Origin of the sequence: Microlunatus flavus (genome assembly GCF_900110855.1) — a bacterium.
Lineage (GTDB): Bacteria > Actinomycetota > Actinomycetes > Propionibacteriales > Propionibacteriaceae > Microlunatus > Microlunatus flavus.
In genome coordinates, this window is the sequence record NZ_FOFA01000003.1 from 597,838 (window position 1) to 622,638 (window position 24,801).

Here is a 24,801-nt window from a genome sequence, read left to right on the forward strand (position 1 = left end):
GAGCAGGACGTGCAGGACGTGGGACGGGGCAGCCGGTGGGTCATCGGCGCCTCGACGGTGGCGATGCTCGGCTGGGGCACGGTGCTGCCGTACCAGTACGCGTACGCCGCGGAGACGCGCGGCTGGGGCGGGGCGGTGGCGGCGATCGGCGCCAGCCTGTTCTCCGTCGCCGCGCTGGTGGCCGGCCCGGTCGGCGGCCGCCTGGCTGACCGCTTCGCGCCGGCGCTGGTCGCCGTCGTCGCCAAGCTCGCCGCCGCGCTGGCGGTCGGCTCGCTGGTGCTGGCCGACACCCCGACCGCGTACGTCCTCGGCATGACCGCCTTCGGCTTCGCCATGGCCGCGGCCGGACCGGCGCAGTCGGTCCTGCTGCTCGGTGCGAGCGAGGGCGCTGACCGGCGCACCATGTTCGCCTGGCTCGCCGCCGGGCAGGCGCTCGGCATGGGCGTCGGCGCCTTCGTCGCCGGCTACCTCGTCGACCTCGCCGCCCCGGACGGCCTGGACGTCGGGTTCGTCGCCGCAGCCGTCGGCTACCTGGTCTCCGCCGGGATGATGGCTGTCCTGCCGCGCGAGCGGACGCAGGCGGCGGGTTCCGCCGGGCTCGCTCGCGGGCGCGGCGAGGCGGGTGCAGCGATGCGCCTGGTGCTGCGCGCCCCGGCCCTGCGCTGGACCGCGGTGCTCACCGTCGCCCTCGCGCTGGCCTTCTACGCCCAGTTCGACACGGGCCTGCCCGCGTACGCGCTCACCGTCCTCGACGTCCCCGCCCGGACCGTCGGGCTCGCCGCCGCGGTGAACTGCTTCGTGCTGATCGCCCTGCAGCTCGCGGTCGTGCGCTGGACGGCTCACCGCCCGGCCGCGCCGCTGCTCATGGCCGTCGGCGCGATCTGGCTGGCCTGCTGGGTCGCCCTCGGCGTCGTGGCGTCGTTCCCGGCGCTCGCCGCCGTCGTGCTCGTCGGGACGTTCGGCGTCTTCGCCCTCGGCGAGACGATGTACGGCCCGGTGCTCAACCCGCTCGTCGCGAGCCTCGCCCCGCAGGGTCACCTCGGCGCCACGCTCGGGCTGTTCACGGGGCTGCAGACCGGCGTCTCCGCGCTCGGGCCGCTCGTCGCCGGGCTCGCCCTCAGCGGCGGCCACGGCGAGGGGTTCGTCGGGCTGCACGTGCTCATCAGCGCCGTGGCGATCGGCGCCGCCTGGCAGGTGCACCGCCACCTCGCCGCGCAGCGCGTCCCCGCTGCCGTCGAGGAGCAGGCGGACGAGTCGCTGCAGCGCGCCTAGCCCGCCTTCGCCGCGGCCTTCGCCTGCTTCTTGAAGGCCCGGACCTTCTGCAGCGACTCCGCGTCCACCACGTCGGCCACCGAGCGGAACTCGCCCTCGTTCCCGTACGGCCCGGCAGCCTCGCGCCAGCCGTCGGGCCGGACGCCCCAGCGCTTGCCGAGCAGCGCGACCATGATCGACGCCTTCTGGTCGGCGAACCCCGGCAGCCCCGCGACGGCCCGCTTGAGCGCGGCTCCGTCGGGCGCCGAGGACCACAGGTTCACGGCGTCGCCGTCGAACTCCTCGACGAGCCGGCGGGCGACCTCGTGCACCCGCTTGCCCATCGAGCCCGGGAAGCGGTGCACGGCCGGCTTCTCGGCGCAGACCGCGACGAAGTCGTCCACGTCGAGCGCGGCGATCGCCGGCACGTCGAACGTCCCGCCCATCCGGGTGGCGATGACGTACGGCCCGCTGAACGCCTTCTCCATCGGCACCTGCTGGTCGAGCGTCATCCCGACGAGCAGCGCGTTGCCGCTGGTGCTCAGCAGGTGGTCGGCCTCCGGGTCCCCGGTGATCCACAGCTCCTGCGGCGCCCGCCGCCCGTCGCCCTCGCTCATGGGGTCATCCTGCCGTGGTCACGCAGGGCGAGGACCGGTGCGGTGGGGTAGACAACCACCCGTGACCCGCGTACGCCCCTCGAGCTCAGCCCTGGCCGCCGTCGCGCTGGTGGTGACGTGGAGCTCGGGCTTCGTGGGCGCCGAGCTCGGGGTCCGTGCCGGCGGGACGCCGCTGGCCCTGCTCGGGTGGCGGTTCGTGCTCCTGGCCGCCGCGCTGCTGGTCGTCGCCCTCGTCAAGCGGGTGTCGCTGCGCGGCTGGCGGGCGTGGGCCCGGCAGGGCCTGCTCGCGGTCCTGTGCCAGGTGGCCTACCTGTTCCTGGTCTTCGAGGGCGTCTCGCGCGGGGTGCACGGCGGGACCGCCGCGCTCATCGCGGCGCTGCAGCCCCTGCTCGTCGCGACCGTGGCCGGACGGTTCCTCGGAGAACGTTCGACGATCACCACCTGGATCGGCATGGTGATCGGGCTGGCGGGCGTCGTCGTCGTGGTCAGCGGCGACATCGCGGCCGCCTCCGCCCCCGGCCTGGCGTACCTCTTCCCCACCGCCGGGATGCTCTGCCTCGCCGCGGGGACCGTCCTCACCCGGCGGCTGCGACCCCCGGAGACGCTGCTGCAGAGTGTGACCATGCAGGCCGTCGTCACCGCGGTCGCCCTCATGGCCGCAGCCGCCGTGGCCGGCCAGGCGCGACCGCCGCGGGACGGCGGCTTCTGGTTCGCGGTGGTCTGGCTGATCGTGCTGACGAGCCTCGGCGGCTACGGGCTGTACGTCTACCTGACCCGCACCCGCGGCGCGACGGCGGTGAGCACGCTGCTCTACCTGACGCCGCCCACGACGATGCTGTGGGTCTTCGTGATGTTCGGCGAGCCGGTGACCCTGCTCGGGCTCGTCGGCCTGGCGATCAGCGCGGTGGGCGTCCTGCTGGCCCTGAGCCGGTTGGGCGGTGCCAGTTCAGCAGTCGCGCCCGTTGTCCTTGAAGGTCGTCCGGTCGTCGAGCGTCCAGCGCCCTGACGCCACCCGCATCTGCACGCGGTAGTGGAACGCCGTGCAGTCGCCGCCCTTCGCCGGCTGCAGCCGGCGGAACGTCACCTCCGCGGTGTCGGTCACCTCGTCGACCTGGCTGACCTTCAGCACCCGGATGCGCGAGTAGTGCACGTCCAGCCGGTCGTCGCGAAAGTCGTCGAACGATCCGAGGTGCTTGCGCAGGCGCCCGCTGAGCATGTCGTAGCCGGCGTAGTAGTGGCTCAGGCTCTCGTCGGGGTCGGCGTCGCGGGCCTTCACGGCCGCGTTGGTGTTGTCGTAGTACTGACCGATCGCGTACGCGATGCCCGGCCCGTCGGCGCTGCCGCTGCGGTCGTCCACGGTGCTCGCCTTCTGCCGGCACCGGGTCGGGTCGACCTCGGAGGGTGAGGCGGCCCAGGCCGCCACCAGCGGTCGGGCCGTCCGGCTCGAGACCGCGAAGCTGAGGTCCGCACCGCTGTCGTCCTGGCCCTCGGTGAGGCCGACGACCGCGCCGTGCAGGTCGAGCAGCGGCCCGCCGCTGGTGCCGGGGCTGGCGTCCGCGTCGAACTGCACGAGGTCGAGGAGCCGGCGGCCCTCGACGTCGACCGACTGGTGGAGGCGGCTCACCGTGCCGCTCGTCGGCGTCTGCGGCCGCCCGCCGGGGTAGCCGACCGCGACGATGTCGTCCCCCGGCTGGGGCTCGTGCTCGGCGAAGGTCAGCGGGTCGCCGGTGCCCACGTCGCGCTTCGTCCTGATGAGCGCCACGTCGCGCTCGTGGTCGATGCCGATCACGGTGCCGAGCGAGCCGCTGCGCATCCCCCGCACGGACACGGTCTGAGCCCCCGCGACGACGTTCGCGGCGGTCACCACCAACCGCCGTCCGACGACGAACCCGCTGCCGGTCTCGTCACCCGTGCACGTCGTCGCCTCGACGCGGAACGTCCGGTCGCGGCCGAGCGCGATCGTCTGCTGGCGGGTCAGCCCGGGCGCGGCCGTCGAACCACCGGCGGGCGCGGGCGGCGCCGGCTCCTCGACCTGGGCGGGGCTGCATCCCGTCAGGAGGAGGAGCGGCACCACCACGGCGCCGGCGGTGGCGAGGAGCAGTGCGCGCGGACGAGTCGATGGGCGTGGCACACGAGGCCCATCGGTACGGTCGCGGCCCTCGTTACGGCAGGAGCCCGCCCGTACGCCTGCGGTGGGTGGTCCGGCGCGTGGTCCGACGCGGTGCGGGCCGCGCGGCCGGGGTAAGCAACTCCTCGTGCCGTCCTCCACGCCCGCCTCCGACGTCGCCGGACCGACCACCGCCGGTCCCGCCCTCGACCTGCCCGCCGAACCGGCCGGGCTCGTCCCGGACGTCCGTCGGATCGCGGTGCTGCGGGCGAACGGCCTGGGCGACTACGTCGTCTCCGAACCCGCCCTCGACGCCCTGCACCGGGCCTATCCGCAGGCGGAGATCACCCTGCTCGGCGCGGCCCACCACGCCGCCCTCCTGGACGGGCGACCCGGGCCGGTCGACCGGGTGGTGCCGATCCCCCTCGTGAACGGGGTGCGGGTCAAGTCGGACGTGCCCGACGCCGGCCCCGAGGAGGTCGAGGCCTGGTGCGCCGAGCAGCGCGCGTACGGCTACGACCTGTCGGTCCAGTTGCACGGCGGCGGGGGCAACTCCAACCCGTTGCTGCTGCGCCTGGGTGCGCGCGTCAGCGTCGGCGCGGCGACGCCGGAGGCGCCGAAACCGGACCGCTGGGTCCCGTACACGAGCTTTCAGCACGACACCGTCCGCTGGCTCGAGGTCGTCGCGGCTGCCGGGGCGTGGGGGACGCGCCTGGAACCCCGGCTGGCCGTCACCTCGGCCGACCTCGCCTCCTCGGAGTCGGTCGTGGCCCCCGACGACCGGCCGCTCGTCGTCGTGCACCCGGGGGCGACCGACGCACGGCGCTGCTACCCCGAGGAGCGGCTCGGCCGCGTCGCCCGCGCGCTCTCCGACGAGGGCGCCCGGGTCGTCGTGGTCGGCGGGCCCGGCGAGGCCGACCGGGTGGCGCTGGTGGCCGAGGGCCACGGCGGCGACGTGGAGACCGTCGTCGGCGGGCTCGACCTGGCCGGCCTCGTGGGCCTGCTCGCCCGCGCCTCGCTGATGATCGGCAACGACTCGGGCCCACGCCACATGGCGGCCGCGGTGGGCACGCCGACCGTCGCGGTCTTCACGTACGCCAACCTCGCCGACGTCGCCCCGCTCACGCGCAGCTGGCACCGGGTGCTCGTGTCCTGGCACGGCGGCTGCCAGGTCTGCGGCATGCGCGTCCTCGACGGCTGGTGCGGCCACGGGGCGAGCGCGACGCACGACGTGCCCGAGGCCGAGCTGCTCGCGCAGACCCGCGAGCTCTGGGCGCAGGTCGTCGCCGCTGGGCGGACGGGCCGCGACCGGCGCGCCAAGGGCAGTCAACGCGGCGTCGCCTGAGGCTCAGGCGGCCAGGACGGCCGCCTGAGCGGGCCCCATCCGGAACAGCGCGTCGACGCACTCGTGGAGGTCGAAGCGCTCCCCCGTCCAGCCCGGCCGTACCCGGCGGGCGGCCGGGTGCGCGAACCCGTCGACGGCGGCGAGCGTCGCGGCGTGGGCGGCCCGCGACTGCGCCACCTCCTCGCGCAGCTGGTAGGCGAGCTGGTCGGCGTCCCACCACGTCGGCAGGCGGGTGCCCTCCGGCGTCACCACGTCGAAGCCCCGGGCACCGAGGTGGGGACGCAGCCGCAGGCCGCCCTCGTGCACGCAGGTGTGGTGGCGCCCGCAGAGCAGGACGAGGTTGTCGAGGTCCGTCCGGCCGCCAGCCGCCCACGCGACCCGGTGGTGGGCGTCGAGGTGACGCGTCTGGTGGCAGCCCGGGAACTGGCACATCCCCTGGTCACGGATCATCAGCGCGCGGCGCTGCGCCTTCGAGACGAGCCGGCGCGTACGACCGAGGGCCAGCACCTGCCCGTGACGGTCGACGACCGCGCCGAGCAAGGTCGAGTGGCAGGCGAGTCGCCGGGCGGTCTCGGGCTCCACCCGTCCGACGCCCTCGACGTGGCAGGTCGGGTCCACGGACGTTCCCGCGGGAACGTCCTCGGCGAGCTGCTCGGCGGCGACGTGGACCACGACCAGGGTGCGATCCTCACCCGAACGGTCCTCCGGTGCGGCGTCGAGGTACAGCCGGGCCACGTCGAGGAGCGCGTCCGCGTTGCGCGGCCTGGGCGTGGTGTCCGCCTGGCTCCGCTCGGTTGAGCCCTCGGCCGCACTCGCAGCCGTGGTCTCAGGCGCGGTCTCACGCGCAGGCTCAGGCGCACGGAGTCGCTCCCGCGCTGCCTCGAGGGCGGCGACGAGCAGTGCGCCCTCTTCCGCGGGCAGCAGGCCGCGCAGCTCGACCATGCCGTCCTCGCGTGTGCGCCAGGACACCGCCCGCTTGTCCTCCTGCCGCATGCGCAGGCTCTGCGCCGCGCGGAACCCGGCCACGGTCCTCGCCAGCTGCGACGCGGTCGCGGTCAGGGCGAGCACGCAGAGCTGGGCGTCGTCGACCTGGTCGACCACGCGCGTCAGCTCGCGCACCTTGGAGTAGGAGAGGCGACCCTCGGCGAAGGCGGCGCGCACGGTCGGCATCCGGCGCAGGGCCCGGGCGACCCGCACGTGCTCCCGTGCGACGCCCGGCGTCATCGAGCACGCCCAGCCCAGCCAGTGCGCGACCGACTTCACGTCGGTCCAGTACCGGACGGCCCCGCTCGCGTCGAACTCCCCCACCAGGTCGAGCAGCTGCGCCTCGCTCTGCGCCGCCAGCGCGGCGGCGGCGCAGATGCGGCCGGCGAGCGCGTCGGCCTCGGCCCGTTCGGCCGCCCGCTCGACCTGCTGCGGCGTCAGCCCCTCGTGACCCGTGCCCCTGACCTCGTCCATCGTCGAGCCCCCCACTCGTCGGTCCTGCACCTGGGCAGGACGCTACGGACGGGGTCTGACAGTTCCGACGAGGTCGCGGAGCCCGCGACCGTTGAAAAGGCGTTCCCGCGGGAACGCCTCGAGCGCCTCAGCGGGAGCTGGGCTGCAGCACCCCGGAGCTCTCCTGCGAGCCGAACCGTACGCCGCGGTTCTCGGGGCCGAGGGCGGTGAGGACGGCGACGGCGACCAGCACCGGGACGATCGTGACCGCCAGGGCGAAGGGGTAGCCGTGGGTGGAGGCGACGGCCTCCTGGATCGGCAGGTTGAAGGCGGCGAGGCAGTTGCCGAGCTGGTAGGTGACGCCGGGGTAGAAGCCGCGGATCTCGTCGGGCGACAGCTCGGTGAGGTGCGCGGGGATGACGCCCCAGGCGCCCTGCACGAAGAGCTGCATGACGAACGAGCCGAGCGCGAGCATGCCCGCGGTGTGCGAGTAGGCGAAGATCGGGATCACGGGCAGGCCGAGGACCGCGCAGAAGACGATGATCCGGCGGCGGCCGAAGCGTTCGGAGAGGCCGCCGAAGACGAGCCCGCCGACGATCGCGCCGATGTTGTAGACGATCGCGATGATCAGCGCGGTGTCGGCGGAGAGCCCGGCGCCGCCGTTGTCGGTGGCCTTGAGGAACGTCGGGTAGACGTCCTGGGTGCCGTGGCTCATCCAGTTGAAGGCGGTCATCAGCAGGATCAGGAAGACGAACCGCCGCACGACCGTCGGGTTGGTGAACACCTTCACGGCGGACACCTGCGTGGAGGTCTTGCGCTCCTTGGCGGCCTCCCAGACCTCGGACTCCTTGACGCGGCTGCGCACGATGAGGCTGATCAGCGCGGGCAGGACCGAGAAGGCGAACAGGTAGCGCCAGCCCAGCCCGAACGCCTGGTGCAGCACCAGGTAGACCGCCGCCGCGAGCAGGTAGCCGGTCGAGTAGCCCTCCTGCAGCAGCCCGGAGAAGAAGCCGCGGCGCTGCGCGGGGATCTTCTCCATCGCCAGCGCCGCCCCCAGCCCCCACTCGCCGCCCATGCCGATGCCGTACAGCAGGCGCAGCACGAGCAGGACGGTGAAGTTCGGGGCGAAGGCGCACGCGAAGCCGACCGCGCTGTAGAAGCAGACGTCGACGATCAGCGGGATGCGCCGGCCCACGCGGTCGGCCCACAGGCCGAAGACCAGGGCACCGACCGGGCGCATCAGCAGCGTGACCGTGGTCAGGAACGCCATCCGCGTCAGCGAGACGCCGAACTCCTTCGCGATGTCGGCGTAGACGAGGACCACGATGAAGTAGTCGAAGGCGTCCATCGTCCAGCCGAGGAAGGCGGCGAGGAACGCGCTGCGCTGGTCACCGGTCAGGGGTACGCGGCCGGGCCGGCTGGTGGTGGACGCGCTCACGGGGTCGCTCCTTCCTCGGACCCGGTACCGCTCCCGGGTCCGAGCAGGAACTTACGCCGCCTATGCGGGTGGGCGCCGCCGGGGCCTCAGGGCAGGAAGTAGAGGGCCAGCATGCCCAGCACCGTGAGGGCGACGAACGGCACGACGAGGAGCAGGTGGAGCCGCTTGTGCTCGACGACGACGGCCACGAACTCGCGCAGGAAGGCGCTCGGCACGTAGTAGCGCGCCGTCGGCGCCCCGACCACCTGGGTGTCGGTCCCGATCTGCCGGGCCAGGATCGCGGCCCGCAGGACGTGGTAGTTGTTCGTCACCGCGAGGGCCGGCCCGTCGCGGCCCGCGGCCTGCTGGACGCGGGCGGACAGCACGAGGTTCTCGCGGGTCGTGCGCGACTCGGTCTCGGGACGGACGTCCTCGGGCGGCACGCCGCGCGCGAGCAGGTAGTCGGCCATGGCCGCGCCCTCCGCACGGGTCTCGTCGTCGCCCTTGCCGCCGGAGGGGATGAGCAGCGGCGCCGTGCCGCTGGCCGCCTCGCGGCGGTAGATGGCCAGCGCCCGGTCGAGCCGGCTGGCCAGCAGGGGCGGCACCCGGCCGTCGATGATCCGCGAGCCGAGCACCACCAGGGCGGCCGGCCGTACGCCATGCTGCTGCACGCGGCCGTAGACGACCGAGTAGACGAGGAACACGACGAAGACCACCCCGGCGTAGCCGCTCAGCAGGAACAGCAGGGCCGCGGCCCCGATGCCGAGCGGGTTGCGCGTGAGGAAGAGCGCGACCCCGGCCACCGGCAGGAGGAGGAGGGCGACGCCGGCCGCGAGCGACAGCGACGTCCCGGGTGAGAGCCCCTCCGCCCGGATCACCGTGACCCCGTTGACGATCGCGAAGACGGCCAGCACCAGGACGGCGGCGGGGGCGAGCGCCACGAGGACGACGACCAGCACGGCGAACCCGGGGACCACCTCGGCGAGCAGGGAGACGGCGCCGACCAGCACGAACCACGCGGCGGCGACGAGGAAGACCCCGTTGCGCAGCAGGCGCCGGTCGCGGTTGCGGCTGACGACGTAGAGCACGCCGAAGACCGCTCCGATCACCAGGCTCGCCACGGCGCCACCGTAACGTCCGGCGCACCAGGTCCCCCATCATGAGCGCGTGAGCCAGTTCGACCTGCCCCTGCGTGTGGCGCTGGTCGGGGGCCTCGCCCTCTTCGCCGTCCTCCTCGTGCCGGTGCTCGTCGTCCAGTACCGCCGCTACGGACGGCTGAGCCCGCGCCGCGTGCTGGCGGTGTCCGCCGTCTGCGTGTACGCGGTCGCGCTGGTGGCGTACACGTTCCTGCCGTTGCCCGGCGGCCAGGCCAACTGCGGGCCGTCGGGCGGTGCCCGGATCCAGCTGGTGCCGTTCCAGTTCCTGCGCGACATCGCCCGCGAGACGGCCGGTCTCGGCGTCGTGGGGACGCTCACCAGCACCGTCACCCTCCAGGTCGTGTTCAACGTGGCGCTGTTCGTGCCGTTCGGCCTGCTGGTGCGCCGGTTCGGCGGCCGCTCGCTGGTCATGACGACCGCGCTCGGGCTGCTCGCCTCGCTGGCGATCGAGTCCACCAAGGGCACCGCGCTGTGGGGGCTCTACGACTGCGCCTACCGCGTCGCTGACGGCTGACGGGCTCGGGGGCCTCCGTCGGCCAGCGGCTCGTGTGGCTGCGGCCGACCTGGTCCGTCGAGCCCGGGCCGGGGCGCCGGCTCCTGCTCGGCTGGGTCGGCCCGGCGTGGGCCGCCGCGATCGCGCTGGTCGAGGTGGTCGACCCCGAAGGTCCGTCCCAGGTCCTCGCCCTGGTCCTCACCGTCCCGGGCCTGCTGTCACCGCTGGCGGTGCTGCTCACCCGGGGGTCCCGGGGACTGTCGTTCGTGCTCGCCGGTGCCGGGCTCGCCGACGCCCGGGGCGAGGCCTGAGCGGTTCAGCCCGTGGCCAGCTCCGCGATGCTCGACAGCGGGCGGACGGCCCGCCAGCCCAGGACGCGCTCCGCCGCCGAGCAGTCGGCGGTGATGTGGCGGACGTCGCCGAGGCGGAACTGGCCCGTGACGACCGGGGCCGGCCCGTGCAGCTCCTCGCTGAGGACCTCCGCCATGCGGCCGACGGTGGTGACGTCGGGCGAGCCGATGTTGAGCGGGGTGACACCCGGCGCGAGCCCGCCCGCCGACGCCGCCTCCAGCGCGGTGACCACCGCGGCGGCCACGTCGTCGACGTGGACGAAGTTGCGTCGCTGGCCACCGTCCTCGAACACCCGCGGCGCCTCCCCGCGCGCGATCGCGCTCGCGAACAGCGAGGCGACGCCGGCGTACGGGGTGTTGCGCGGCATGCCGGGCCCGTAGACGTTGTGGAACCGCAGCGCCGCGACCGAGCCGCCGGTCTCGCGGGCCCACGCGGCAGCGAGGTACTCGCCCTGCGCCTTGGTCGCGGCGTAGACGTTCCGGGGGTCCATGGCCGCGTCCTCGGGAACGAGCCCGGGAACGAGGTCGGCGCCGCAGCGCGGGCAGAGCGGGTCGAACCGTCCGGCCTCGAGGTCGGCGACCGCGCGCGGCGGCGGGCTGGTGGGGCCGTGCACCGGGCAGGCGTACGCGCCCTCGCCGTAGACGACCATCGACGACGCGTACGCGACCGGGCCGACGCCGAGGTTCGCCGCCGCCCGGAGCACGACGGCGGTGCCGACGTCGTTGGTGCGGACGTAGTCGTCGATGTCGTCGATGTCGAGGCCGAGCCCGACCTTGGCCGCCAGATGAGCGACGGCGTCGCAGCCGTCCATGACCTCCCGGACGCGCGGGAGGTCGGTGACGTCGTCGGCCGCGTCGAGCGCACGGTCGAGGACGACCGGCTCGTGGCCGAGCTCCTGCAGGCGCAGCACCACCCGGCGCCCGATGAACCCGGCGCCGCCGGTGACCAGCACCCTCATGCCGCTGCCCCCGCGACCGGCGCCGGCCAGGAGTCGGCGTGCACCAGCTCGGCCTGCCAGCGGTTCTCGTCCTCGACCAGCCAGGTCTCCGCGACGCGTAGCCCGGCAGCCGCGGCGACCACGGCCAGGGCGTCGAGGCCGAGCACCGCCCAGGCGAACCAGGCCCCGGGCGCGCCCGCGCCGACAAGGCGCGCGGTCGTCACGCGCAGGCCGTGGCCGGGCGGGGCCAGGTCGACCAGGACCGTCCCGCCCGGGACGAGCAGCCGGCGGCACAGCCACAGCAGCCGTACGGGGTCGCCGCCGATCCCCACGTTGCCGTCGACGAGCAGGACGTGGCGCCAGCGCTGGGCCCCGCGGTCGAGGGAGAAGACGTCGCGGTTGAGCGCGACGGCCCCGCGCGAGCGGGCCATGGCGACCGCGGACGGGGACACGTCGACGCCGAGGGCGCGGACGCCGCGGCCCGACAGCGCCGCGGTCATCCGGCCCGGGCCGCAGCCGACGTCGAGCGTGGTCCCCCGGCAGCGGGAGAGCAGCCGCTGGTCGCCGGGACCCGCGTCGGCGGCCCACCGCGGGAGCGGGAGCTCCCACACGTCGCCCTCGGCGGTGTGCAGCTGGGCGCGGCCCTCGGCGAAGCCCGGCTCGAAGAACGCCTCCGGCTGGGTCACGAGGCCACCGCCGGCCGCACGCCGAGCACGTCGGCGAGCGCGGCGAAGCGGCTGCCCGGGCAGGCGGCCGCGACGCGGTCGACGTCGGCCGGCACGTCGACGTCGGAGAGCACGGGTGCGGTCTCCACGAGCAGGCCGGCCGCCTCGAGGGCGGCGCGCGTCAGGCGTCCGGTCTGCGGCGTCGACATCGGGACGGCGGCCACCAGGCGGGCGTCGACGGCACGGCGCAGGGCCAGCAGCCACCAGCCGCCGTCGGCGGCCGGCCCGATCACCGCGTCCGGCCCGTCGGGTGCCACGACCCGCGCGGCGGCGGCGGCCAGCACCGCCGGGTCGGCCTGCGGGGTGTCCATGCCGACCTGCACCGTGGCGCCGGCGGGCCCGGCGGCGTCGAGGTGGGCGTGCGCGATCCGCTCGCCGAGGCCCTCGCCGCGCTGGGCCACCACCCGGAACGTCGACAGCCCGTCGGCCAGCGCCGCCGGCGCCGCGGCGAGGGCGAGGTCGCCGGTCAGGGCGCAGACGAGCCCGGGCGTCCCGGTCTCCCCCGCGGCGCCTCCCGCGTCCAGGCGGACCCCGGCCGCGCGGACCCCGTCGAGCGTGTCGAGCAGGGCGGCCCCGGCGAGCGCGGCGGCCTCGTGCGCGGAGTAGCCGCTCGTCAACCGGGTCTTCACCCGGCCGGGCACGGGGGCCTTGGCCAGGACGACGAAGGTCACCGTGGGCAGGGCTTCGGGCGGGGGCGTCACGTGAGGGGGTTCGGAGTCGTCGCACGGTCTGGATGAGCACCGTTCGGATGAGCGCGCGAGTGGTGGGGCGGAGCCGTCCGCCGGCCGCGGCGGCGCAGCAGGACGCGGGTGAAGTCCTGCAGGACCCGCAGGGTCCCGCGCACCGAGCCGCTGACCTTCGAACGCCCGCCGAGGGTGCGGCGCCGGTAGGTGACGTCGACCTCGACCACCCGCCAGCCGGCCTGCGCGGCGGCGAGCACGGTCTCCAGCGGGTAGCCGAACCGTCGGTCCTCGACCCCGAGGTCGAGCAGCGCCTGGCGCTGGGCCACCCGTACGGGCGCGATGTCGTGCACCGCGACCCCGGTCGAGGAGCGGATCAGGGCGGCGAGCACCGCGTTCCCGGCGCGTGCGTGCCACGGCCACGACCGCGGCTCGACGACCCGGCGGCGCCCGACGACGAGGTCGGCCTCGCCGCGCGCGATCGTCGCCGCCGGCCCGACGAGCTCGGCCGGGTCCAGGGAACCGTCGCAGTCGATCACGGCGACCACCTCGGTGGTGGCCGCCTCGATGCCGGTGTGCACCGGCGCGCCGTACCCGCGGCGCCCCTCGTGCACCACCCGGGCGCCGAGGCGTGCGGCCAGCGCGGCGCTGCCGTCGGTGGAGCCGTTGTCCACGACCAGGGCCTGCCAGCCCTCGGGGACGCGCGCCAGCACGCCCGGCAGGGCGAGGGCCTCGTCGAGGCACGGGAGGACCACGGTCACGTTCGCCGCGCCGGCCGCAGGTGCGGGGTCGCCAAGGATGTCGGGCCTCCGGGGGTCTGGTCCGCGCGGACGACCGAGATCGGTCGCCCGCGACCGAATATAGGCTGACGGCGTGGCGCGGACGGGGTCGGTGGTCCGGCGAGCCCTCCCGGCGGTCGTCACCGTCGTCGCCGCGCTGGTGCTGGTCCGCGTGTCGATGCTCGTCGGGCAGGACCTCAACGCCCGAGGGCTGCCGATCGTGCTGCCCTACCCGCCGCTGCTCGCCTTCTGGCACCCGCACGTCGGCGTCGGTACTCCGCTCACGGTGCTCTGCCTCGCCCTGGGGCTGCTCCTGCAGCGCCACGCCGCCCTGCTCCCCTGGCGCCGCCTGCTCGCCGCCGGCTGGCTGCTCGCCCTGGCCTGGATGGGTTCGCTCGTGATGATCGACGGGTTCGTCAAGGGTTGGACGAGCGTGCTGACCAACCCCAACGAGTACCTGCACGACCTCCCCCGCATCACCTCGCCGGCGGAGTTCCTGCGCACGTTCACGCACTTCATCGCCTTCGGCGGCGACGTGACCGGCGACAACGCCTGGACCACGCACGTGGCCGCCCACCCGCCGCTGGCCACGCTGGTCTTCTGGGCGCTGGCCGCGGTCGGCCTGCCCGGCGGCTTCTGGGCCGGGCTGCTCTGCGTCCTCGTCTCCTCGGCCGCGGCCGTCGGGCTCCCGGTCGCGCTGCGCGAGCTGGGCGCGCCCGACGCCGCCCGCCGGGTGGTGCCCTTCGCCGCGCTGATGCCCGGCGCGGTCTGGATGGCCGTCTCCGCCGACGGCCTGTTCACCGGCGTCGCGGTGGCCGGGCTCGCCCTCGCCTGCCGCGGCGCGAGCCCCGACGCCGGACGTGGGCGCCTCGGCTCGAGCCTGGCCGGCGGGGTCCTGCTCGGCGCGGCGGTCTTCCTGAACTACGGCCTCGTGCTCTTCGGGCTCGTGGTGCTGGCCGCGGTCGCGGTCGGCGCGCACCGCGTCGGCCTACGGGCGGTGCTCCGCTCCTGGCTGGTGAGCGCGGCCGGCGTCGCGCTGGTCGCGGCCGCGCACGTCGCGCTGGGCTTCGACTGGTTCGTCGGGCTGGCCCGGCTGCGGGTGCGCTACTACCAGCAGACGGCGTCGGACCGGCCGTACTCCTACTTCGTGTGGGCCAACCTGGCCGCCTGGCTCGTCGCCTGGTCCCCCCTGCTCGCGTACGGGGTGGTGCGCGGCGTCGGCGTCCTGCTCCGCACCCGACGCGACGGCTGGACGCAGGGCACCGTCGTCGCACTTCTCGCGACGGCCGGGACGGCGGCGGCCCTGGCGGCCGACGTCTCGGGGATGTCCAAGGCCGAGACCGAGCGGATCTGGCTGCCGTTCGGGGCCGTCGCGTACGCCGGCCTCGCCCTGGTGCGGCGCCGCTGGACGTCGGCGCTGGCGCTGGTGCTGACCGCGGGCTGGGCGGCCATGGTGAACTCGTTGCTGGACACCGGCTGGTAGGGGCGGGAGCGGATGGCGACGAGGCTCGGCAGGCTCGACACGCAGGTGCTGGAGGAGCAGGCGGAACGGCTCCAGGAGTCGCTCGCGACGCCGGCGCGCTCGGCACGGACGGCGGTGGTGCTCGGCCGGCTGCTCGGCGTCGGTTTCGTCGTGTGCTTCGCCACGGGGATGTACAGCCACTTCCTGCAGGACCCGTACCCCTGGATGAGGTTCCCGACCCGGCCGGCGGGGCTCTACCGGTTCACGCAGGGGCTGCACGTCGTCACCGGGATCGCCTGCATCCCGCTGCTGCTGGCCAAGCTCTGGACCGTCTACCCCAAGCTCTTCGCCTTCCCGCCCTTCTCCTCGGTGCGGCAGCTGCTCGAGCGGCTCTCGGTGGCCGTCCTCGTGGCGTCCGCCCTGCTGCAGGTCGGGATGGGCCTGCTGAACACCTACCAGTGGTACCCGTGGGCGCCGTGGTTCGCGTTCCGCGACGTGCACCACGCGCTGGCGTGGGTCGCCATCGGGTCCGTCGCGCTGCACGTCGCCGTCCAGCTGCCGACCATCGCGCGGCACTGGCGCCGCGGAGCCCCCGACGAGGGCCTGTGAGCACCGACCCCGACCGCACCAGCCGCCGCGGCTTCTTCGTGACGGTCGGCGCCGCCACGGCCGGGCTCACCGTCGTCACCGCCGGCCAGAGCGTCGCCTGGCTGTCGGGGACCAACCTCTTCGCGCCGCGCGAGCCGCGCCAGGGTCCGCAGTCGCTCGCGGTCAACCGGACGGCGGCGGCGGCCGGCGTCGAGGCGCTGGCGACCGACCCCGGCTGGCGGCTCACCGTCACCGGGGCGCGGACCGTACGCCTGGGTCGCGACGAGCTGCTCGCGCTGCCGCAGACGTCCGTCACCCTGCCGATCGCGTGCGTCGAGGGCTGGAGCACGTCGGCCGACTGGGCCGGCGTCCGGGTCCGGGACCTGCTCGCCCTCGTCGACGGCGACCGCGGGGCCCCGGTGCGGTGCACCAGCCTCGAGCCGCAGGGCGTCTACCGCACCAGCGACATGGGGCGGGAGTTCGCGCAGGACGACCGCACGCTGGTCGCGCTGCGGCTGAACGGCGAGGACCTCGACCTGGACCACGGCTTCCCGGCCCGCCTGATCGCCCCCGCCCGGCCCGGGGTGCGGCAGACCAAGTGGCTGACGTCGGTCGAGGCGGTATGAGGCGGGCGCGGCTGGTCCTCGGCGGCGTCGGCGTGGCGGTGCTGCTGTACGGGGTGTGGACACTGGCCGACGCGGTGCTGCCCGCCTCGTACGCGTGGCTCGTCGTGTGGCTGCTCGGTGCGGTCGTGCTCCACGACCTGGTGGTCGCGCCGGTCCTGGTCGGCCTGCGGTGGGTCGCGCACCGCGTCCTCGGGGCGCTTCCCCCGGCGGCGCTGGCCGTCCTGCTCGGCGCCGGCCTGCTGTGCGGGCTGCTCGTGCTCGTCGTCGCGCCGATGCTCTGGGCCCAGCACCTCGGCCCCGCCAACCCGACCGTGCTGCCGGGGGCGTACGGCCTGCGGCTGGTGGTCTCGGTCCTCGTCCTCGCCCTGGTCGGCGCGCTGCCGGCCGTCGTCGTGGTGCGCGGCGCGCGACGTCGGCGGCACTAGCCTTCACCCCGTGAGCGCGAGCCCGAGGTCGACGGCCCGCGCCCGCCCGTGGCGCGCCCGCCTGACCGGCACCCGCGGGTGGCAGGCGGCCAAGGAGACGCTGGTCGCCTGCTTCCGCTACCGCGTGACGGGGCTCGCCGCGGAGGCCGCCTTCTTCACCGTCCTGTCGCTGCCGCCGCTGATCTTCGGCCTCGCCGGCCTCATCGGCTTCGTCGCGAGCGCCTTCGACGTCGGCGAGGTGGCGAGCTTCCAGAAGCAGGTGCTCCTCGTCGCCGGCCGCGTGCTCACCACCGACGTCGTCGACGGGATCCTCGCCCCGACGCTGCAGACCGTGCTGAGCCAGGGCAGCGCGGCGGTGGTGTCGATCGGCTTCCTGGTCGCGCTGTGGTCGGGCTCCCGCGCGGTCAACGTCTTCGTCGACACCATCACGATCATGTACGGGCTCGCCGGCCGGCGCGGCTTCGTGCAACAGCGGCTGCTGTCCTTCGTCTTCTACCTCGTCCTCATGGTCATCAGCGTGGTCCTCGTGCCGCTCGTGCTCGCTGGACCGTCCCTAGTCAACCGCGTGCTGCCCGCACGCCTGGAGTTCCTGGGCGCGCTCTACTGGCCGGTCGTCCTGCTGGTCGGCGGGCTCTTCCTGGCAGGCGTCTACAACCGGTCGATCCCGCTGCGCAGCCGGTGGCGCAGCGGCCTGCCGGGCGCCGCGCTGTCGCTGCTCATCTGGGTGCTGGGCAGCGTGCTGCTGCGCGTCGTGCTCGGCGCCTCCTCCGGCTCGACCACCATCTACGGCCCGCTCTCCGCCCCGATCGCCGTCCTGATCTGGCTGTACGTGATGTCCCTCGCCGTGCTCGTGGGTGCCGCGTTCAACGCCGCCGCCGACGACGTCTGGCCGCGGCTGACCGGGATCGACCACCGCGAGGAGGACCGTGATGTCCAGAGTGCGGACACGCGTCCCGAGATCTGAGATTCAGATTTGATCGACGGCAGCGCGCGCCGGATCGTGTGAGGGTGCGTGCCGACCGAGGGACCAGCCAGCCGCTGGTCCCTGCCGGCTTGACCCGGCGTCGGGTCGTGGACCTCGGCCGCACCGGTTCGATGATGTGTCGGCCGTGGATGACGCCCGGGCACTGACGCCCCGCTCGACCACCCGACCCCCCTTCCCCGACGTCCGGCGCGACGCCGCGGGCTGCAGTGAAGAAGGAACCGATGACCGGCGAGAACCCCACCCCGACCGTCACGCGTACACCCCGCCCGCGCAAGCCCCGCGGCGAGGGCCAGTGGGCGCTCGGCTACCGGGAGCCGCTGAACCCGAACGAGCAGTCCAAGAAGGACGACAACCCGCTCAACGTCCGGGCGCGCATCGAGAACATCTACGCCCACGGCGGCTTCGCCTCGATCGACCCGGGCGACCTGCGCGGACGGTTCCGCTGGTACGGCCTCTACACCCAGCGCAAGCCCGGCATCGACGGCGGCAAGACCGCCACGCTCGAGCCGCACGAGCTCGACGACGAGTACTTCATGCTCCGCGTCCGCATCGACGGCGGCGCACTGACCAGTGAGCAGCTGCGCGTCATCGGCCAGATCTCGGTGGACTTCGCCCGCGGGACCGCCGACATCACCGACCGCCAGAACGTCCAGCTGCACTGGATCCGCATCGAGGACGTCCCCGAGATCTGGCGTCGCCTCGAGGCGGTCGGCCTCGACACGACCGAGGCCTGCGGCGACTGCCCGCGCGTCGTCCTCGGCTCGCCGGTGGCCGGCATCGCCGCCGACGAGATCATCGACCCGACGCCCGCGATCCGCGAGATCCGCGACCGCTTCATCGGCGACCCGCAGTACGCGAACCTGCCGCGCAAGTTCAAGACCGCGATCACCGGCCACCCGCTGCAGGACGTGGTGCCGGAGATCAACGACATCGCCTTCGTCGGCGTCGAGCACCCCGAGCACGGGCCGGGCTTCGACGTCTGGGTCGGCGGGGGCCTGTCGACGAACCCGATGCTGGCGCAGCGCCTCGGCGCCTGGGTTCCCCGCGAGGAGGTCGCCGAGGTGTGGGCCGGCGTGTGCGGCGTGTTCCGCGACTACGGCTACCGCCGCCTGCGCACGCGCGCCCGCATCAAGTTCCTCGTCGCCGACTGGGGTCCGGAGAAGTTCCGCGAGGTGCTCGAGAACGAGTACCTGCACCGCCCCATGCTCGACGGCCCGGCGCCCGCCACGCCCGAGCGGCCCGGGGACCACGTCGGCGTCAACGAGCAGAAGGACGGCACGTTCTTCGTCGGGCTGGCCGCGAAGGCCGGCCGGGTCGACGGCGCCCGCCTGGTGGCCCTGGCCGACCTCGCCGAGGCGCACGGCTCGTCGCGGCTGCGGACGACGCCGATGCAGAAGATCCTCGTGCTCGACGTCGCGGCCGACCAGGTCGACTCCCTCGTCGCCGGCGCCGAGGCGCTGGACCTGTCCGCCCGCCCCGACGCCTGGCGGCGCTCGGTCATGGCGTGCACGGGCATCGAGTTCTGCAAGCTGGCGATCGTCGAGACCAAGGCTCAGGCCGCGCGCCTCGTCGACGAGCTCGACAGCCGCCTCGGGGCGATGGAGTCGCCCATCACCGTGCACCTGAACGGCTGCCCCAACTCCTGCGCCCGCATCCAGACCGCCGACATCGGGCTCAAGGGCCAGCTGGTCCCCGGGCCCGCCGGCGACCAGGTCGAGGGCTTCCAGGTCCACCTGGGCGGCGGCCTCGGCATGGACGCCGGGTTCGGCCGCAAGCTGCGCGGCCACAAGGTCACCGCGGCCGAGCTGCCCGACTACGTCGAGCGCCTCGCGAAGTCCTTCACCGCCGAGCGCCACGAGGGCGAGCGGTTCGCGCAGTGGGTCGCGCGCGCGGACGAGTCGGTGCTGGTGTGAGCGACTCCACCCCGGTACCGCACGCCCCCCGCGCCGAGCGGCAGTCGATCAACTACTGCCCGTACTGCTCGGAGGAGACGCTCTTCCCGCTCGAGGGCGGCGGCTGGGAATGCCGCTCGTGCCGCCGGGCGTTCGCCGTGACGTTCAAGGGGCTCGTCGCCCCTGGTCACGGAGGTGTTGCATGAGCACGATGCTCGACCTGTCCGACCTGGCCGCGGAGGCCAGCCGCGAGCTCGAGGACGCCACGGCGCTCGAGATCATGGCGTGGGCCCACGAGCAGTTCGGCCGCGAGCTCGTCGTCACGTCGTCGCTGGCGGACACCGTGATGATCAGCCTCGCCGAGCGCGTGGCGCCCGGCATCGACGTGGTCTTCCTCGACACCGGCTACCACTTCGTCGAGACGATCGGCACGCGTGACGCCGTCAAGCTCGTCCACGACGTCAACCTCATCAGCGTCACCCCGGAGCTCAGCGTCGCCGAGCAGGACGCGGCGTACGGCAAGGACCTGTTCCGGACCAACCCGGACGCGTGCTGCGGCATGCGCAAGGTCGCGCCGCTCGGCCGGGCGCTGGAACCGTACGCGGCCTGGGCCTCGGGCGTGCGCCGCGCCGACTCCCCCGCCCGCGCGAACACCCCCGTCGTGGCCTGGGACGCGCGCCGCCACCTGGTCAAGGTCTCCCCCATCGCCCGCTGGACGGACGAGGACGTGACGGCCTACGTCGAGGAGAACTCGCTGATGCTCAACCCGCTGCTCGAGGACGGCTACCCGTCCATCGGCTGCGAGCCGTGCACCGTGCGCGCCACCGGTTCCGACGCACGCGCCGGGCGCTGGGCCGGGCTGGGCAAGACCGAGTGCGGGATCCACCTGTGATGGGTGGCACTGTGTGGTTCACCGGTCTCCCCAGCGCCGGCAAGTCCACCGTCTCCCACGCGCTCGCCGAGCGGCTGCGGGCCGAGGGCGTCGACGTGGAGGTGCTCGACGGCGACGAGGTGCGCCCGCACCTGTCCGCCGGGCTCGGGTTCACCCGCGCCGACCGCGACGTGAACGTGCGCCGCATCGGCTGGGTCGCCCGCCTGCTCGCCTCCCACGGCACCGTCGTGCTCGTGCCCGTCATCGCGCCGTACGCCGAGGCCCGCCAGGCCGTCCGTGACGACCACGCCGCGCACGGCGTGGCCTTCGGCGAGGTGTTCGTGTCGACCTCGCTCGAGGTCGCCGAGCAGCGCGACGTCAAGGGGCTCTACGCCCGGGCCCGCCGCGGCGAGATCAGCGGCATGACCGGCGTCGACGACCCGTACGAGCAGCCCGCCACGGCGGAGCTCGAGCTCGACACCGCCGCGCTCGACCTCGGCACCTCGGTGGACCGGGCGTACGCGCTGCTCCACCAGATCCTCGCCCGTCCCCTCGAGAGGACCTCCGCGTGACCCCCACCACCGGTCGGGCCCTGCGCCCGCTGAGCGAGCTCCAGGCCCTGGAGTCGGAGTCGATCCACATCTTCCGCGAGGTGGCGGCGACCTTCCGCCGCCCGGTGATGCTCTTCTCCGGCGGCAAGGACTCGGTCGTCATGCTGCACCTGGCGGCGAAGGCCTTCTGGCCGGCGCCGGTGCCGTTCGAGCTGCTGCACGTCGACACGGGCCACAACTTCCCCGAGGTCCTGACCTACCGCGACCAGGCGAGCGCCTTCTACGGCGCCGACGTCAAGGTCGCGTCGGTGCAGGACTACATCGACGACGGCCGCCTGCGCGAGCGTCCCGACGGCCAGCGCAACCCGCTGCAGACCGTCCCGCTGCTCGACGCCATCACCGCGGGCCGGCACGACGCGGTCTTCGGCGGCGGCCGCCGCGACGAGGAGCGCGCCCGGGCCAAGGAGCGCATCTTCAGCCTGCGCGACGAGTTCGGCCAGTGGGACCCGCGCAACCAGCGCCCCGAGCTCTGGTCGCTCTACAACGGCCGGCACCTGCCCGGCGAGCACGTCCGCGTCTTCCCGCTGTCGAACTGGACCGAGCTCGACGTCTGGGACTACATCGAGGCGGAGAAGATCGCGCTGCCGTCGATCTACTACGCCCACGAGCGCGAGGTCGCCCTGCGCGACGGGATGTGGGTGGCGATCACGCCGGTCACGCCGGTCAAGGAGGGCGAGGAGACCAGCGTCCGCTCGGTGCGCTACCGCACCGTCGGGGACATGTCGTGCACCGCCGCCGTGCTGTCCGACGCGACGACCGTCGCCGACGTGATCACCGAGGTCGGGCTGAGCTCGCTCACCGAGCGCGGCGCCACCCGCGCCGACGACCGGCTGAGCGAGGCCGCCATGGAAGACCGCAAGCGGGAGGGCTACTTCTGATGCCGACTCTTCAGGCCGAGCGCGAGGCCGCGCTGCAGGGCCGCCGTACGCTGCTCCGGCTCGCCACGGCGGGCTCGGTGGACGACGGCAAGTCGACCCTGGTCGGGCGGCTGCTCTTCGACACGAACTCGGTGCTCACCGACACCCTCGACTCGATCGAGACGGCCAGCCGCCGCAAGGGGCTCGACCACGCCGACCTGGCGCTGCTGACCGACGGCCTGCGCGCCGAGCGCGAGCAGGGCATCACGATCGACGTCGCCTACCGCTACTTCGCGACGGCGGGGCGCAAGTTCGTCCTGGCCGACTGCCCGGGGCACGTGCAGTACACGCGCAACACCGTGACCGGCGCCTCCACGGCGCACGTGATCGTGCTGCTCGTCGACGCGCGCAAGGGCGTCGTCGAGCAGACCCGGCGCCACCTGGCCGTGGCCGCCCTGCTGCGCGTCCCGCACGTCGTCCTCGCGGTCAACAAGATCGACCTCGTCGACTACTCCGAGGACGTCTTCACGTCCATCGCGACCGACTTCGCCCTGCTGGCCCGCAGCCTCGGCGTGGCCGACAGCCACGCCATCCCGGTGTCGGCGCTCGAGGGCGACAACATCGTGACCCGCTCGTCGCGGATGGCCTGGTACGACGGGCCGACCGTGCTCGGCTACCTCGAGGGCGTCGACGACACCTCGCTCGAGGTCGGCGAGGACTTCCGCTTCCCCGTCCAGAACGTCGTCCGCCCGCAGTCGGCCGGCCTCGCGCCCTGGGCCGCCTCGGCGCCCACGGTCGACGGCGACTACCGCGGCTACGCCGGCAAGGTCGCCTCCGGGCGCATCACGGTCGGTGAGGAGGTCGTCGTGCTGCCGGGCGGCGGTCACGCGAAGGTCGAGGCGGTGGACACCCCCGACGGGCCGCTCGACCTCGCCGTCGCCGGGCAATCGGTCGTCCTCCGGCTCGACCGCGACCTCGACGTCTCGCGGGGCGCCGTGCTCGCCTCGGTCGAGGCGCCGCCCGCTCCCACCCGCGACCTGGCCGGCACCGTCTGCTGGCTCGCGGAGCGGACCCTCGCCCCCGGCAGCCGGGTGCTCGTGCAGCACGGCACCTCGCTCACCAAGGCGATCGTCAAGCGGGTCGAGGGCGTCCTCGACCTCGACTTCGAGTCCGGGTCGGTCCCGACCTGGGTGCCGGCGGAGTCGCTCGGTCTCAACGACATCGGCCGCGTCCGGCTCTCGCTGGCCGCGCCGCTGCCCGTCGACCCCTACAAGGAGCACCGCGGGACCGGCTCGTTCGTCCTCGTCGACGAGACGGACGGCTGGACCCTCGCCGCCGGCATGGCCGGCCCCACGAGCCTGCGTACCGAAGGATTGGTGACCCCATGACCGCTCCCACGCTCGTCCTGCTCGGACCGGGCAGCCACGACCCCCGCACGCCGGAGATCAGCCGGCAGATCAGCAAGGGGCTGCGCGCGCTGCGCCCCAACCTCGACGTGCACGCCGCCTACCTGGACGTGACCGGCCCGACCGCGCACGACGTCGTGGGCCGGCTCGCCGCCGACGGCGTCGAGGAGGTCGTGCTCGTCCCGCTGCTGCTCTCGGACGCCTTCGGCACCGAGGAGGAGGTGCCCGGCCTCGTCGCGGAGCTCAACGCCGCCCACGAGGGCGTGCGCGTCGGCGCCTCCCGACCGATCGGTCCCGAGGCCCAGCTGCTGTCCGTCGTCGACCGGCGGCTGCGCGACGCGCTGCGCGCCCGCCACGTCGCCGAGCTCGACGGCCTGGTCTTCGCCGCCGCCGGCAGCGTCGACGTCCGCAGCAACGCGATCATCGCGCGCCGCGCGCGTCAGTGGGCCACGCACCACCGACTGCCCTGCGTCACCGCGTACGCGACCGGGTCGGGCCCGAGCACGGCCGAGGCCGTGCGCACGCTGCGCGCGCAGGGGCGGCGCCACGTCGCCGTCGGCAGCTGGTACCTCTCGCCCGGCCTGGTCTGGACCGCCGAGGCCGAGGCCGCGCTCGAGGCGGGCGCCACCGCCGTGTCCGCGCCGATGGGCGGCGAGCCGGAGATCATCGAGGTGGCGCTGACGCGCTACGTCGTGGCGGCCATGGAGCTCGTGGACGTCGACACGCCGGTCCCCTACGAGGCCGCGGCCTTCGACGAGGGCTCCTACGAGCCCGCGCCGTACGACGACACCTTCGACGACGAGGCCGTCGACGAGCTCGAGGAGCTCCCGGCCCGGCACCTCTCGGTCGTCAGCGCCTGAGCGCAGCGCTCGGCAGGCGCGGCACAGACACGAGTGCCCCGGCCCCCTGAGGGGGTCCGGGGCACTGCCGTGCCCGGGTGCTGCGCGCTCAGCCCTGGGCGCCGGCGGCCGGGCCGCTCAGCTCCGCCTCCGGGTCCGACTTCTCGTCGAGCACGTCGTCCAACGCCTCCCGGACCGCCTGGCGGGTGGCCAGGCGGACCGACGCGGCCTGCTGGAGCTCAGCCGTGTCGGCGTCGGCGAGGCGCTTGCGCTCGGTCCGCTCGGCCTCGAGAGCCTGGTCGCGGGCGTAGGTGATGCGTTCGAAGATGTCCACGTCAGAGGACCTTACGCACCGCCTGGCGCAGACCGTGCTGCACCTCGTCGCCGCTCAGGTCCAGCAGACCGGCGACGCCGCGCTGCTGCTCGCCGTGGATCGCCCCGAGGACGATGAGCGTGCCGCTGAGGGCCGGGATGAGGTACTGGCAGACCTTGAGCTGGCGCTGCGCGCTGGCCAGCTCGGCGCTGCTGGTGCTCCCCGGCGTCACGGAACCCTCCGCGCCCTCGTCGGCGTGCTTGAGGACCTTGGCGCCGAGGGTGCCGGAGTAGGCGGTGACGCCGGCGGCGGCCGCGGTCACGATGATCTTGACCACGTTGTTGGCCGTCGCGCCCGGCTGCTGGCGCGAGCGGCGACGGTTGGTGATGAGGAGGCCGATGCCGCCGACGGCGTGCACGCCGACCGCCGCGACCTGCCACGGGGTCCACTTCGCCCAGCCGATGCTCGACAGCCGGAGCCGCTCGGTCGGGTCCTTCGCCGCGTCCGCCGCGCCGTTGACGCCGACGGCGCCCATGAGCGAGCCGCCGAACCAGGCGGCTGCGCCGAGGTCGTGCATGGAACGGATGAGGGTGTCGCGCTCTGCCATGGGGTTCCTTGTCGGTCGAGGAC

At 74.4% G+C, this 24,801-nt stretch carries 28 protein-coding genes; 17 read left to right on the plus strand and 11 right to left on the minus strand.

Annotated features, from left to right (window positions below):
* Positions 1 to 9: 9 nt before the first annotated feature.
* Entirely contained in the window at positions 10 to 1,272 is a 1,263-nt protein-coding gene (locus BMY04_RS10520; RefSeq protein ID WP_198410053.1) for an MFS transporter, read from the plus strand.
* Here BMY04_RS10520 and BMY04_RS10525 read toward each other — a convergent pair.
* Positions 1,269 to 1,868, minus strand: coding sequence for an HhH-GPD-type base excision DNA repair protein (locus BMY04_RS10525; protein ID WP_091179503.1), 600 nt, complete (start codon positions 1,866 to 1,868; stop codon positions 1,269 to 1,271). The two genes, BMY04_RS10520 and BMY04_RS10525, sit on opposite strands and share 4 nt — an antisense overlap.
* Positions 1,869 to 1,929: 61 nt before the next feature.
* On the opposite strand from BMY04_RS10525, the gene BMY04_RS10530 reads away from it, so the two are divergent.
* Positions 1,930 to 2,874 (plus strand): DMT family transporter, encoded by a 945-nt coding sequence (locus BMY04_RS10530; protein ID WP_198410054.1) that lies wholly within the window; start codon positions 1,930 to 1,932, stop codon positions 2,872 to 2,874.
* On the opposite strand, the gene BMY04_RS10535 is transcribed toward BMY04_RS10530, so the two are convergent.
* Positions 2,815 to 3,945 (minus strand): S1C family serine protease, encoded by a 1,131-nt coding sequence (locus BMY04_RS10535; RefSeq protein ID WP_170854075.1) that lies wholly within the window; start codon positions 3,943 to 3,945, stop codon positions 2,815 to 2,817. The two genes, BMY04_RS10530 and BMY04_RS10535, sit on opposite strands and share 60 nt — an antisense overlap.
* 178 nt (positions 3,946 to 4,123) lie before the next feature.
* Between BMY04_RS10535 and BMY04_RS10540 the strand changes: the two genes are divergently transcribed.
* Positions 4,124 to 5,320, plus strand: a complete 1,197-nt coding sequence (locus BMY04_RS10540) for a glycosyltransferase family 9 protein (RefSeq protein WP_198410055.1) — start codon at positions 4,124 to 4,126, stop codon at positions 5,318 to 5,320.
* Between the two features lie 3 nt (positions 5,321 to 5,323).
* Here BMY04_RS10540 and BMY04_RS10545 read toward each other — a convergent pair whose 3' ends face one another.
* From BMY04_RS10545 to BMY04_RS10555, 3 genes are all read right to left on the minus strand, one after another.
* Positions 5,324 to 6,778 carry an HNH endonuclease gene (locus BMY04_RS10545; RefSeq protein ID WP_139209821.1) on the minus strand — a complete coding sequence of 485 codons (1,455 nt, stop codon included), beginning with the start codon at positions 6,776 to 6,778 and terminating at the stop codon, positions 5,324 to 5,326.
* Positions 6,779 to 6,905: 127 nt separating this feature from the next.
* The gene (locus BMY04_RS10550) at positions 6,906 to 8,195 is read right to left on the minus strand and encodes an MFS transporter (protein ID WP_232506239.1); all 1,290 of its coding nucleotides are present in this window, start codon (positions 8,193 to 8,195) and stop codon (positions 6,906 to 6,908) included.
* Positions 8,196 to 8,281: 86 nt separating this feature from the next.
* Positions 8,282 to 9,295 carry a YdcF family protein gene (locus BMY04_RS10555; RefSeq protein ID WP_091179507.1) on the minus strand — a complete coding sequence of 338 codons (1,014 nt, stop codon included), beginning with the start codon at positions 9,293 to 9,295 and terminating at the stop codon, positions 8,282 to 8,284.
* A gap of 46 nt (positions 9,296 to 9,341) precedes the next feature.
* Between BMY04_RS10555 and BMY04_RS10560 the strand changes: the two genes are divergently transcribed.
* The gene (locus BMY04_RS10560) at positions 9,342 to 9,845 is read left to right on the plus strand and encodes a VanZ family protein (RefSeq protein ID WP_091179509.1); all 504 of its coding nucleotides are present in this window, start codon (positions 9,342 to 9,344) and stop codon (positions 9,843 to 9,845) included.
* Positions 9,846 to 9,877: 32 nt separating this feature from the next.
* On the plus strand, positions 9,878 to 10,135 hold the full coding sequence (locus BMY04_RS10565) for a hypothetical protein (RefSeq protein WP_091179511.1): 258 nt from the start codon (positions 9,878 to 9,880) through the stop codon (positions 10,133 to 10,135).
* A gap of 5 nt (positions 10,136 to 10,140) precedes the next feature.
* On the opposite strand, the gene BMY04_RS10570 is transcribed toward BMY04_RS10565, so the two are convergent.
* Genes BMY04_RS10570 through BMY04_RS10585 form a run of 4 tightly spaced genes read right to left on the minus strand, consistent with a single transcriptional unit; the run spans position 10,141 to position 13,278 of the window.
* A complete protein-coding gene (locus BMY04_RS10570; RefSeq protein ID WP_091179513.1) occupies positions 10,141 to 11,133 on the minus strand; it encodes an NAD-dependent epimerase/dehydratase family protein in 993 nt (330 codons plus the stop codon).
* Entirely contained in the window at positions 11,130 to 11,798 is a 669-nt protein-coding gene (locus BMY04_RS10575) for a class I SAM-dependent methyltransferase (protein WP_198410056.1), read from the minus strand. Before BMY04_RS10575 ends, BMY04_RS10570 begins: the two co-directional genes overlap by 4 nt.
* On the minus strand, positions 11,795 to 12,538 hold the full coding sequence (locus BMY04_RS10580; protein ID WP_232506241.1) for a TIGR04282 family arsenosugar biosynthesis glycosyltransferase: 744 nt from the start codon (positions 12,536 to 12,538) through the stop codon (positions 11,795 to 11,797). Before BMY04_RS10580 ends, BMY04_RS10575 begins: the two co-directional genes overlap by 4 nt.
* A complete protein-coding gene (locus tag BMY04_RS10585; protein ID WP_091179515.1) occupies positions 12,535 to 13,278 on the minus strand; it encodes a glycosyltransferase family 2 protein in 744 nt (247 codons plus the stop codon). The genes BMY04_RS10580 and BMY04_RS10585 overlap by 4 nt, the downstream gene beginning before the upstream one ends.
* Before the next feature lie 112 nt (positions 13,279 to 13,390).
* Between BMY04_RS10585 and BMY04_RS10590 the strand changes: the two genes are divergently transcribed.
* The 12 genes from BMY04_RS10590 to BMY04_RS10635 all read left to right on the plus strand — a co-directional run bounded on the left by BMY04_RS10590 (position 13,391) and on the right by BMY04_RS10635 (position 23,879).
* Complete coding sequence (locus tag BMY04_RS10590) at positions 13,391 to 14,779, plus strand: hypothetical protein (protein WP_091179517.1); 1,389 nt, start codon at positions 13,391 to 13,393, stop codon at positions 14,777 to 14,779.
* A gap of 12 nt (positions 14,780 to 14,791) precedes the next feature.
* Positions 14,792 to 15,367 (plus strand): hypothetical protein, encoded by a 576-nt coding sequence (locus tag BMY04_RS23310; protein ID WP_232506249.1) that lies wholly within the window; start codon positions 14,792 to 14,794, stop codon positions 15,365 to 15,367.
* Positions 15,364 to 15,972 (plus strand): molybdopterin-dependent oxidoreductase, encoded by a 609-nt coding sequence (locus tag BMY04_RS23315; RefSeq protein WP_232506250.1) that lies wholly within the window; start codon positions 15,364 to 15,366, stop codon positions 15,970 to 15,972. The genes BMY04_RS23310 and BMY04_RS23315 overlap by 4 nt, the downstream gene beginning before the upstream one ends.
* Positions 15,969 to 16,397: a hypothetical protein gene (locus BMY04_RS10600; RefSeq protein WP_091179519.1), complete on the plus strand. Its 429-nt coding sequence runs from the start codon at positions 15,969 to 15,971 to the stop codon at positions 16,395 to 16,397. Before BMY04_RS23315 ends, BMY04_RS10600 begins: the two co-directional genes overlap by 4 nt.
* Positions 16,398 to 16,407: 10 nt before the next feature.
* On the plus strand, positions 16,408 to 17,361 hold the full coding sequence (locus BMY04_RS10605; protein WP_232506252.1) for a YihY/virulence factor BrkB family protein: 954 nt from the start codon (positions 16,408 to 16,410) through the stop codon (positions 17,359 to 17,361).
* A gap of 242 nt (positions 17,362 to 17,603) precedes the next feature.
* Positions 17,604 to 19,295 (plus strand): nitrite/sulfite reductase, encoded by a 1,692-nt coding sequence (locus BMY04_RS10610; protein WP_091179746.1) that lies wholly within the window; start codon positions 17,604 to 17,606, stop codon positions 19,293 to 19,295.
* A complete protein-coding gene (locus BMY04_RS22355; protein ID WP_139209822.1) occupies positions 19,292 to 19,480 on the plus strand; it encodes a hypothetical protein in 189 nt (62 codons plus the stop codon). The genes BMY04_RS10610 and BMY04_RS22355 overlap by 4 nt, the downstream gene beginning before the upstream one ends.
* Complete coding sequence (locus tag BMY04_RS10615) at positions 19,477 to 20,166, plus strand: phosphoadenylyl-sulfate reductase (protein WP_091179522.1); 690 nt, start codon at positions 19,477 to 19,479, stop codon at positions 20,164 to 20,166. Before BMY04_RS22355 ends, BMY04_RS10615 begins: the two co-directional genes overlap by 4 nt.
* Complete coding sequence (gene cysC / locus BMY04_RS10620; protein WP_170854076.1) at positions 20,166 to 20,717, plus strand: adenylyl-sulfate kinase; 552 nt, start codon at positions 20,166 to 20,168, stop codon at positions 20,715 to 20,717. Before BMY04_RS10615 ends, cysC begins: the two co-directional genes overlap by 1 nt.
* Positions 20,714 to 21,634: a sulfate adenylyltransferase subunit CysD gene (gene cysD, locus BMY04_RS10625; RefSeq protein WP_091179526.1), complete on the plus strand. Its 921-nt coding sequence runs from the start codon at positions 20,714 to 20,716 to the stop codon at positions 21,632 to 21,634. The genes cysC and cysD overlap by 4 nt, the downstream gene beginning before the upstream one ends.
* Positions 21,634 to 23,001, plus strand: coding sequence for a sulfate adenylyltransferase subunit 1 (locus tag BMY04_RS10630; RefSeq protein ID WP_091179528.1), 1,368 nt, complete (start codon positions 21,634 to 21,636; stop codon positions 22,999 to 23,001). Before cysD ends, BMY04_RS10630 begins: the two co-directional genes overlap by 1 nt.
* Positions 22,998 to 23,879, plus strand: coding sequence for a sirohydrochlorin chelatase (locus BMY04_RS10635; protein ID WP_091179530.1), 882 nt, complete (start codon positions 22,998 to 23,000; stop codon positions 23,877 to 23,879). The genes BMY04_RS10630 and BMY04_RS10635 overlap by 4 nt, the downstream gene beginning before the upstream one ends.
* An 88-nt stretch (positions 23,880 to 23,967) precedes the next feature.
* Here the strand turns inward: BMY04_RS10635 and BMY04_RS10640 are convergent, their stop codons facing one another.
* Positions 23,968 to 24,192 carry a hypothetical protein gene (locus BMY04_RS10640; protein WP_091179531.1) on the minus strand — a complete coding sequence of 75 codons (225 nt, stop codon included), beginning with the start codon at positions 24,190 to 24,192 and terminating at the stop codon, positions 23,968 to 23,970.
* Position 24,193: 1 nt separating this feature from the next.
* On the minus strand, positions 24,194 to 24,778 hold the full coding sequence (locus tag BMY04_RS10645) for a hypothetical protein (protein WP_091179533.1): 585 nt from the start codon (positions 24,776 to 24,778) through the stop codon (positions 24,194 to 24,196).
* Positions 24,779 to 24,801 lie beyond the last annotated feature (23 nt).

Excerpts from the sequence above, each read along its gene's own strand:
- BMY04_RS23310 (WP_232506249.1), top strand. The coding sequence starts at position 14,792 with ATGGCGACGAGGCTCGGCAGGCTCGACACGCAGGTGCTGGAGGAGCAG.
- BMY04_RS10630 (WP_091179528.1), top strand. The coding sequence starts at position 21,634 with ATGCCGACTCTTCAGGCCGAGCGCGAGGCCGCGCTGCAGGGCCGCCGT.
- BMY04_RS10570 (WP_091179513.1), bottom strand. The coding sequence starts at position 11,133 with ATGAGGGTGCTGGTCACCGGCGGCGCCGGGTTCATCGGGCGCCGGGTG.
- BMY04_RS10610 (WP_091179746.1), top strand. The coding sequence starts at position 17,604 with ATGACCGGCGAGAACCCCACCCCGACCGTCACGCGTACACCCCGCCCG.
- BMY04_RS10545 (WP_139209821.1), bottom strand. The coding sequence starts at position 6,778 with ATGGACGAGGTCAGGGGCACGGGTCACGAGGGGCTGACGCCGCAGCAG.
- BMY04_RS10645 (WP_091179533.1), bottom strand. The coding sequence starts at position 24,778 with ATGGCAGAGCGCGACACCCTCATCCGTTCCATGCACGACCTCGGCGCA.
- cysC (WP_170854076.1), top strand. The coding sequence starts at position 20,166 with ATGGGTGGCACTGTGTGGTTCACCGGTCTCCCCAGCGCCGGCAAGTCC.
- BMY04_RS10600 (WP_091179519.1), top strand. The coding sequence starts at position 15,969 with ATGAGGCGGGCGCGGCTGGTCCTCGGCGGCGTCGGCGTGGCGGTGCTG.
- BMY04_RS10615 (WP_091179522.1), top strand. The coding sequence starts at position 19,477 with ATGAGCACGATGCTCGACCTGTCCGACCTGGCCGCGGAGGCCAGCCGC.
- BMY04_RS10525 (WP_091179503.1), bottom strand. The coding sequence starts at position 1,868 with ATGAGCGAGGGCGACGGGCGGCGGGCGCCGCAGGAGCTGTGGATCACC.
- BMY04_RS10635 (WP_091179530.1), top strand. The coding sequence starts at position 22,998 with ATGACCGCTCCCACGCTCGTCCTGCTCGGACCGGGCAGCCACGACCCC.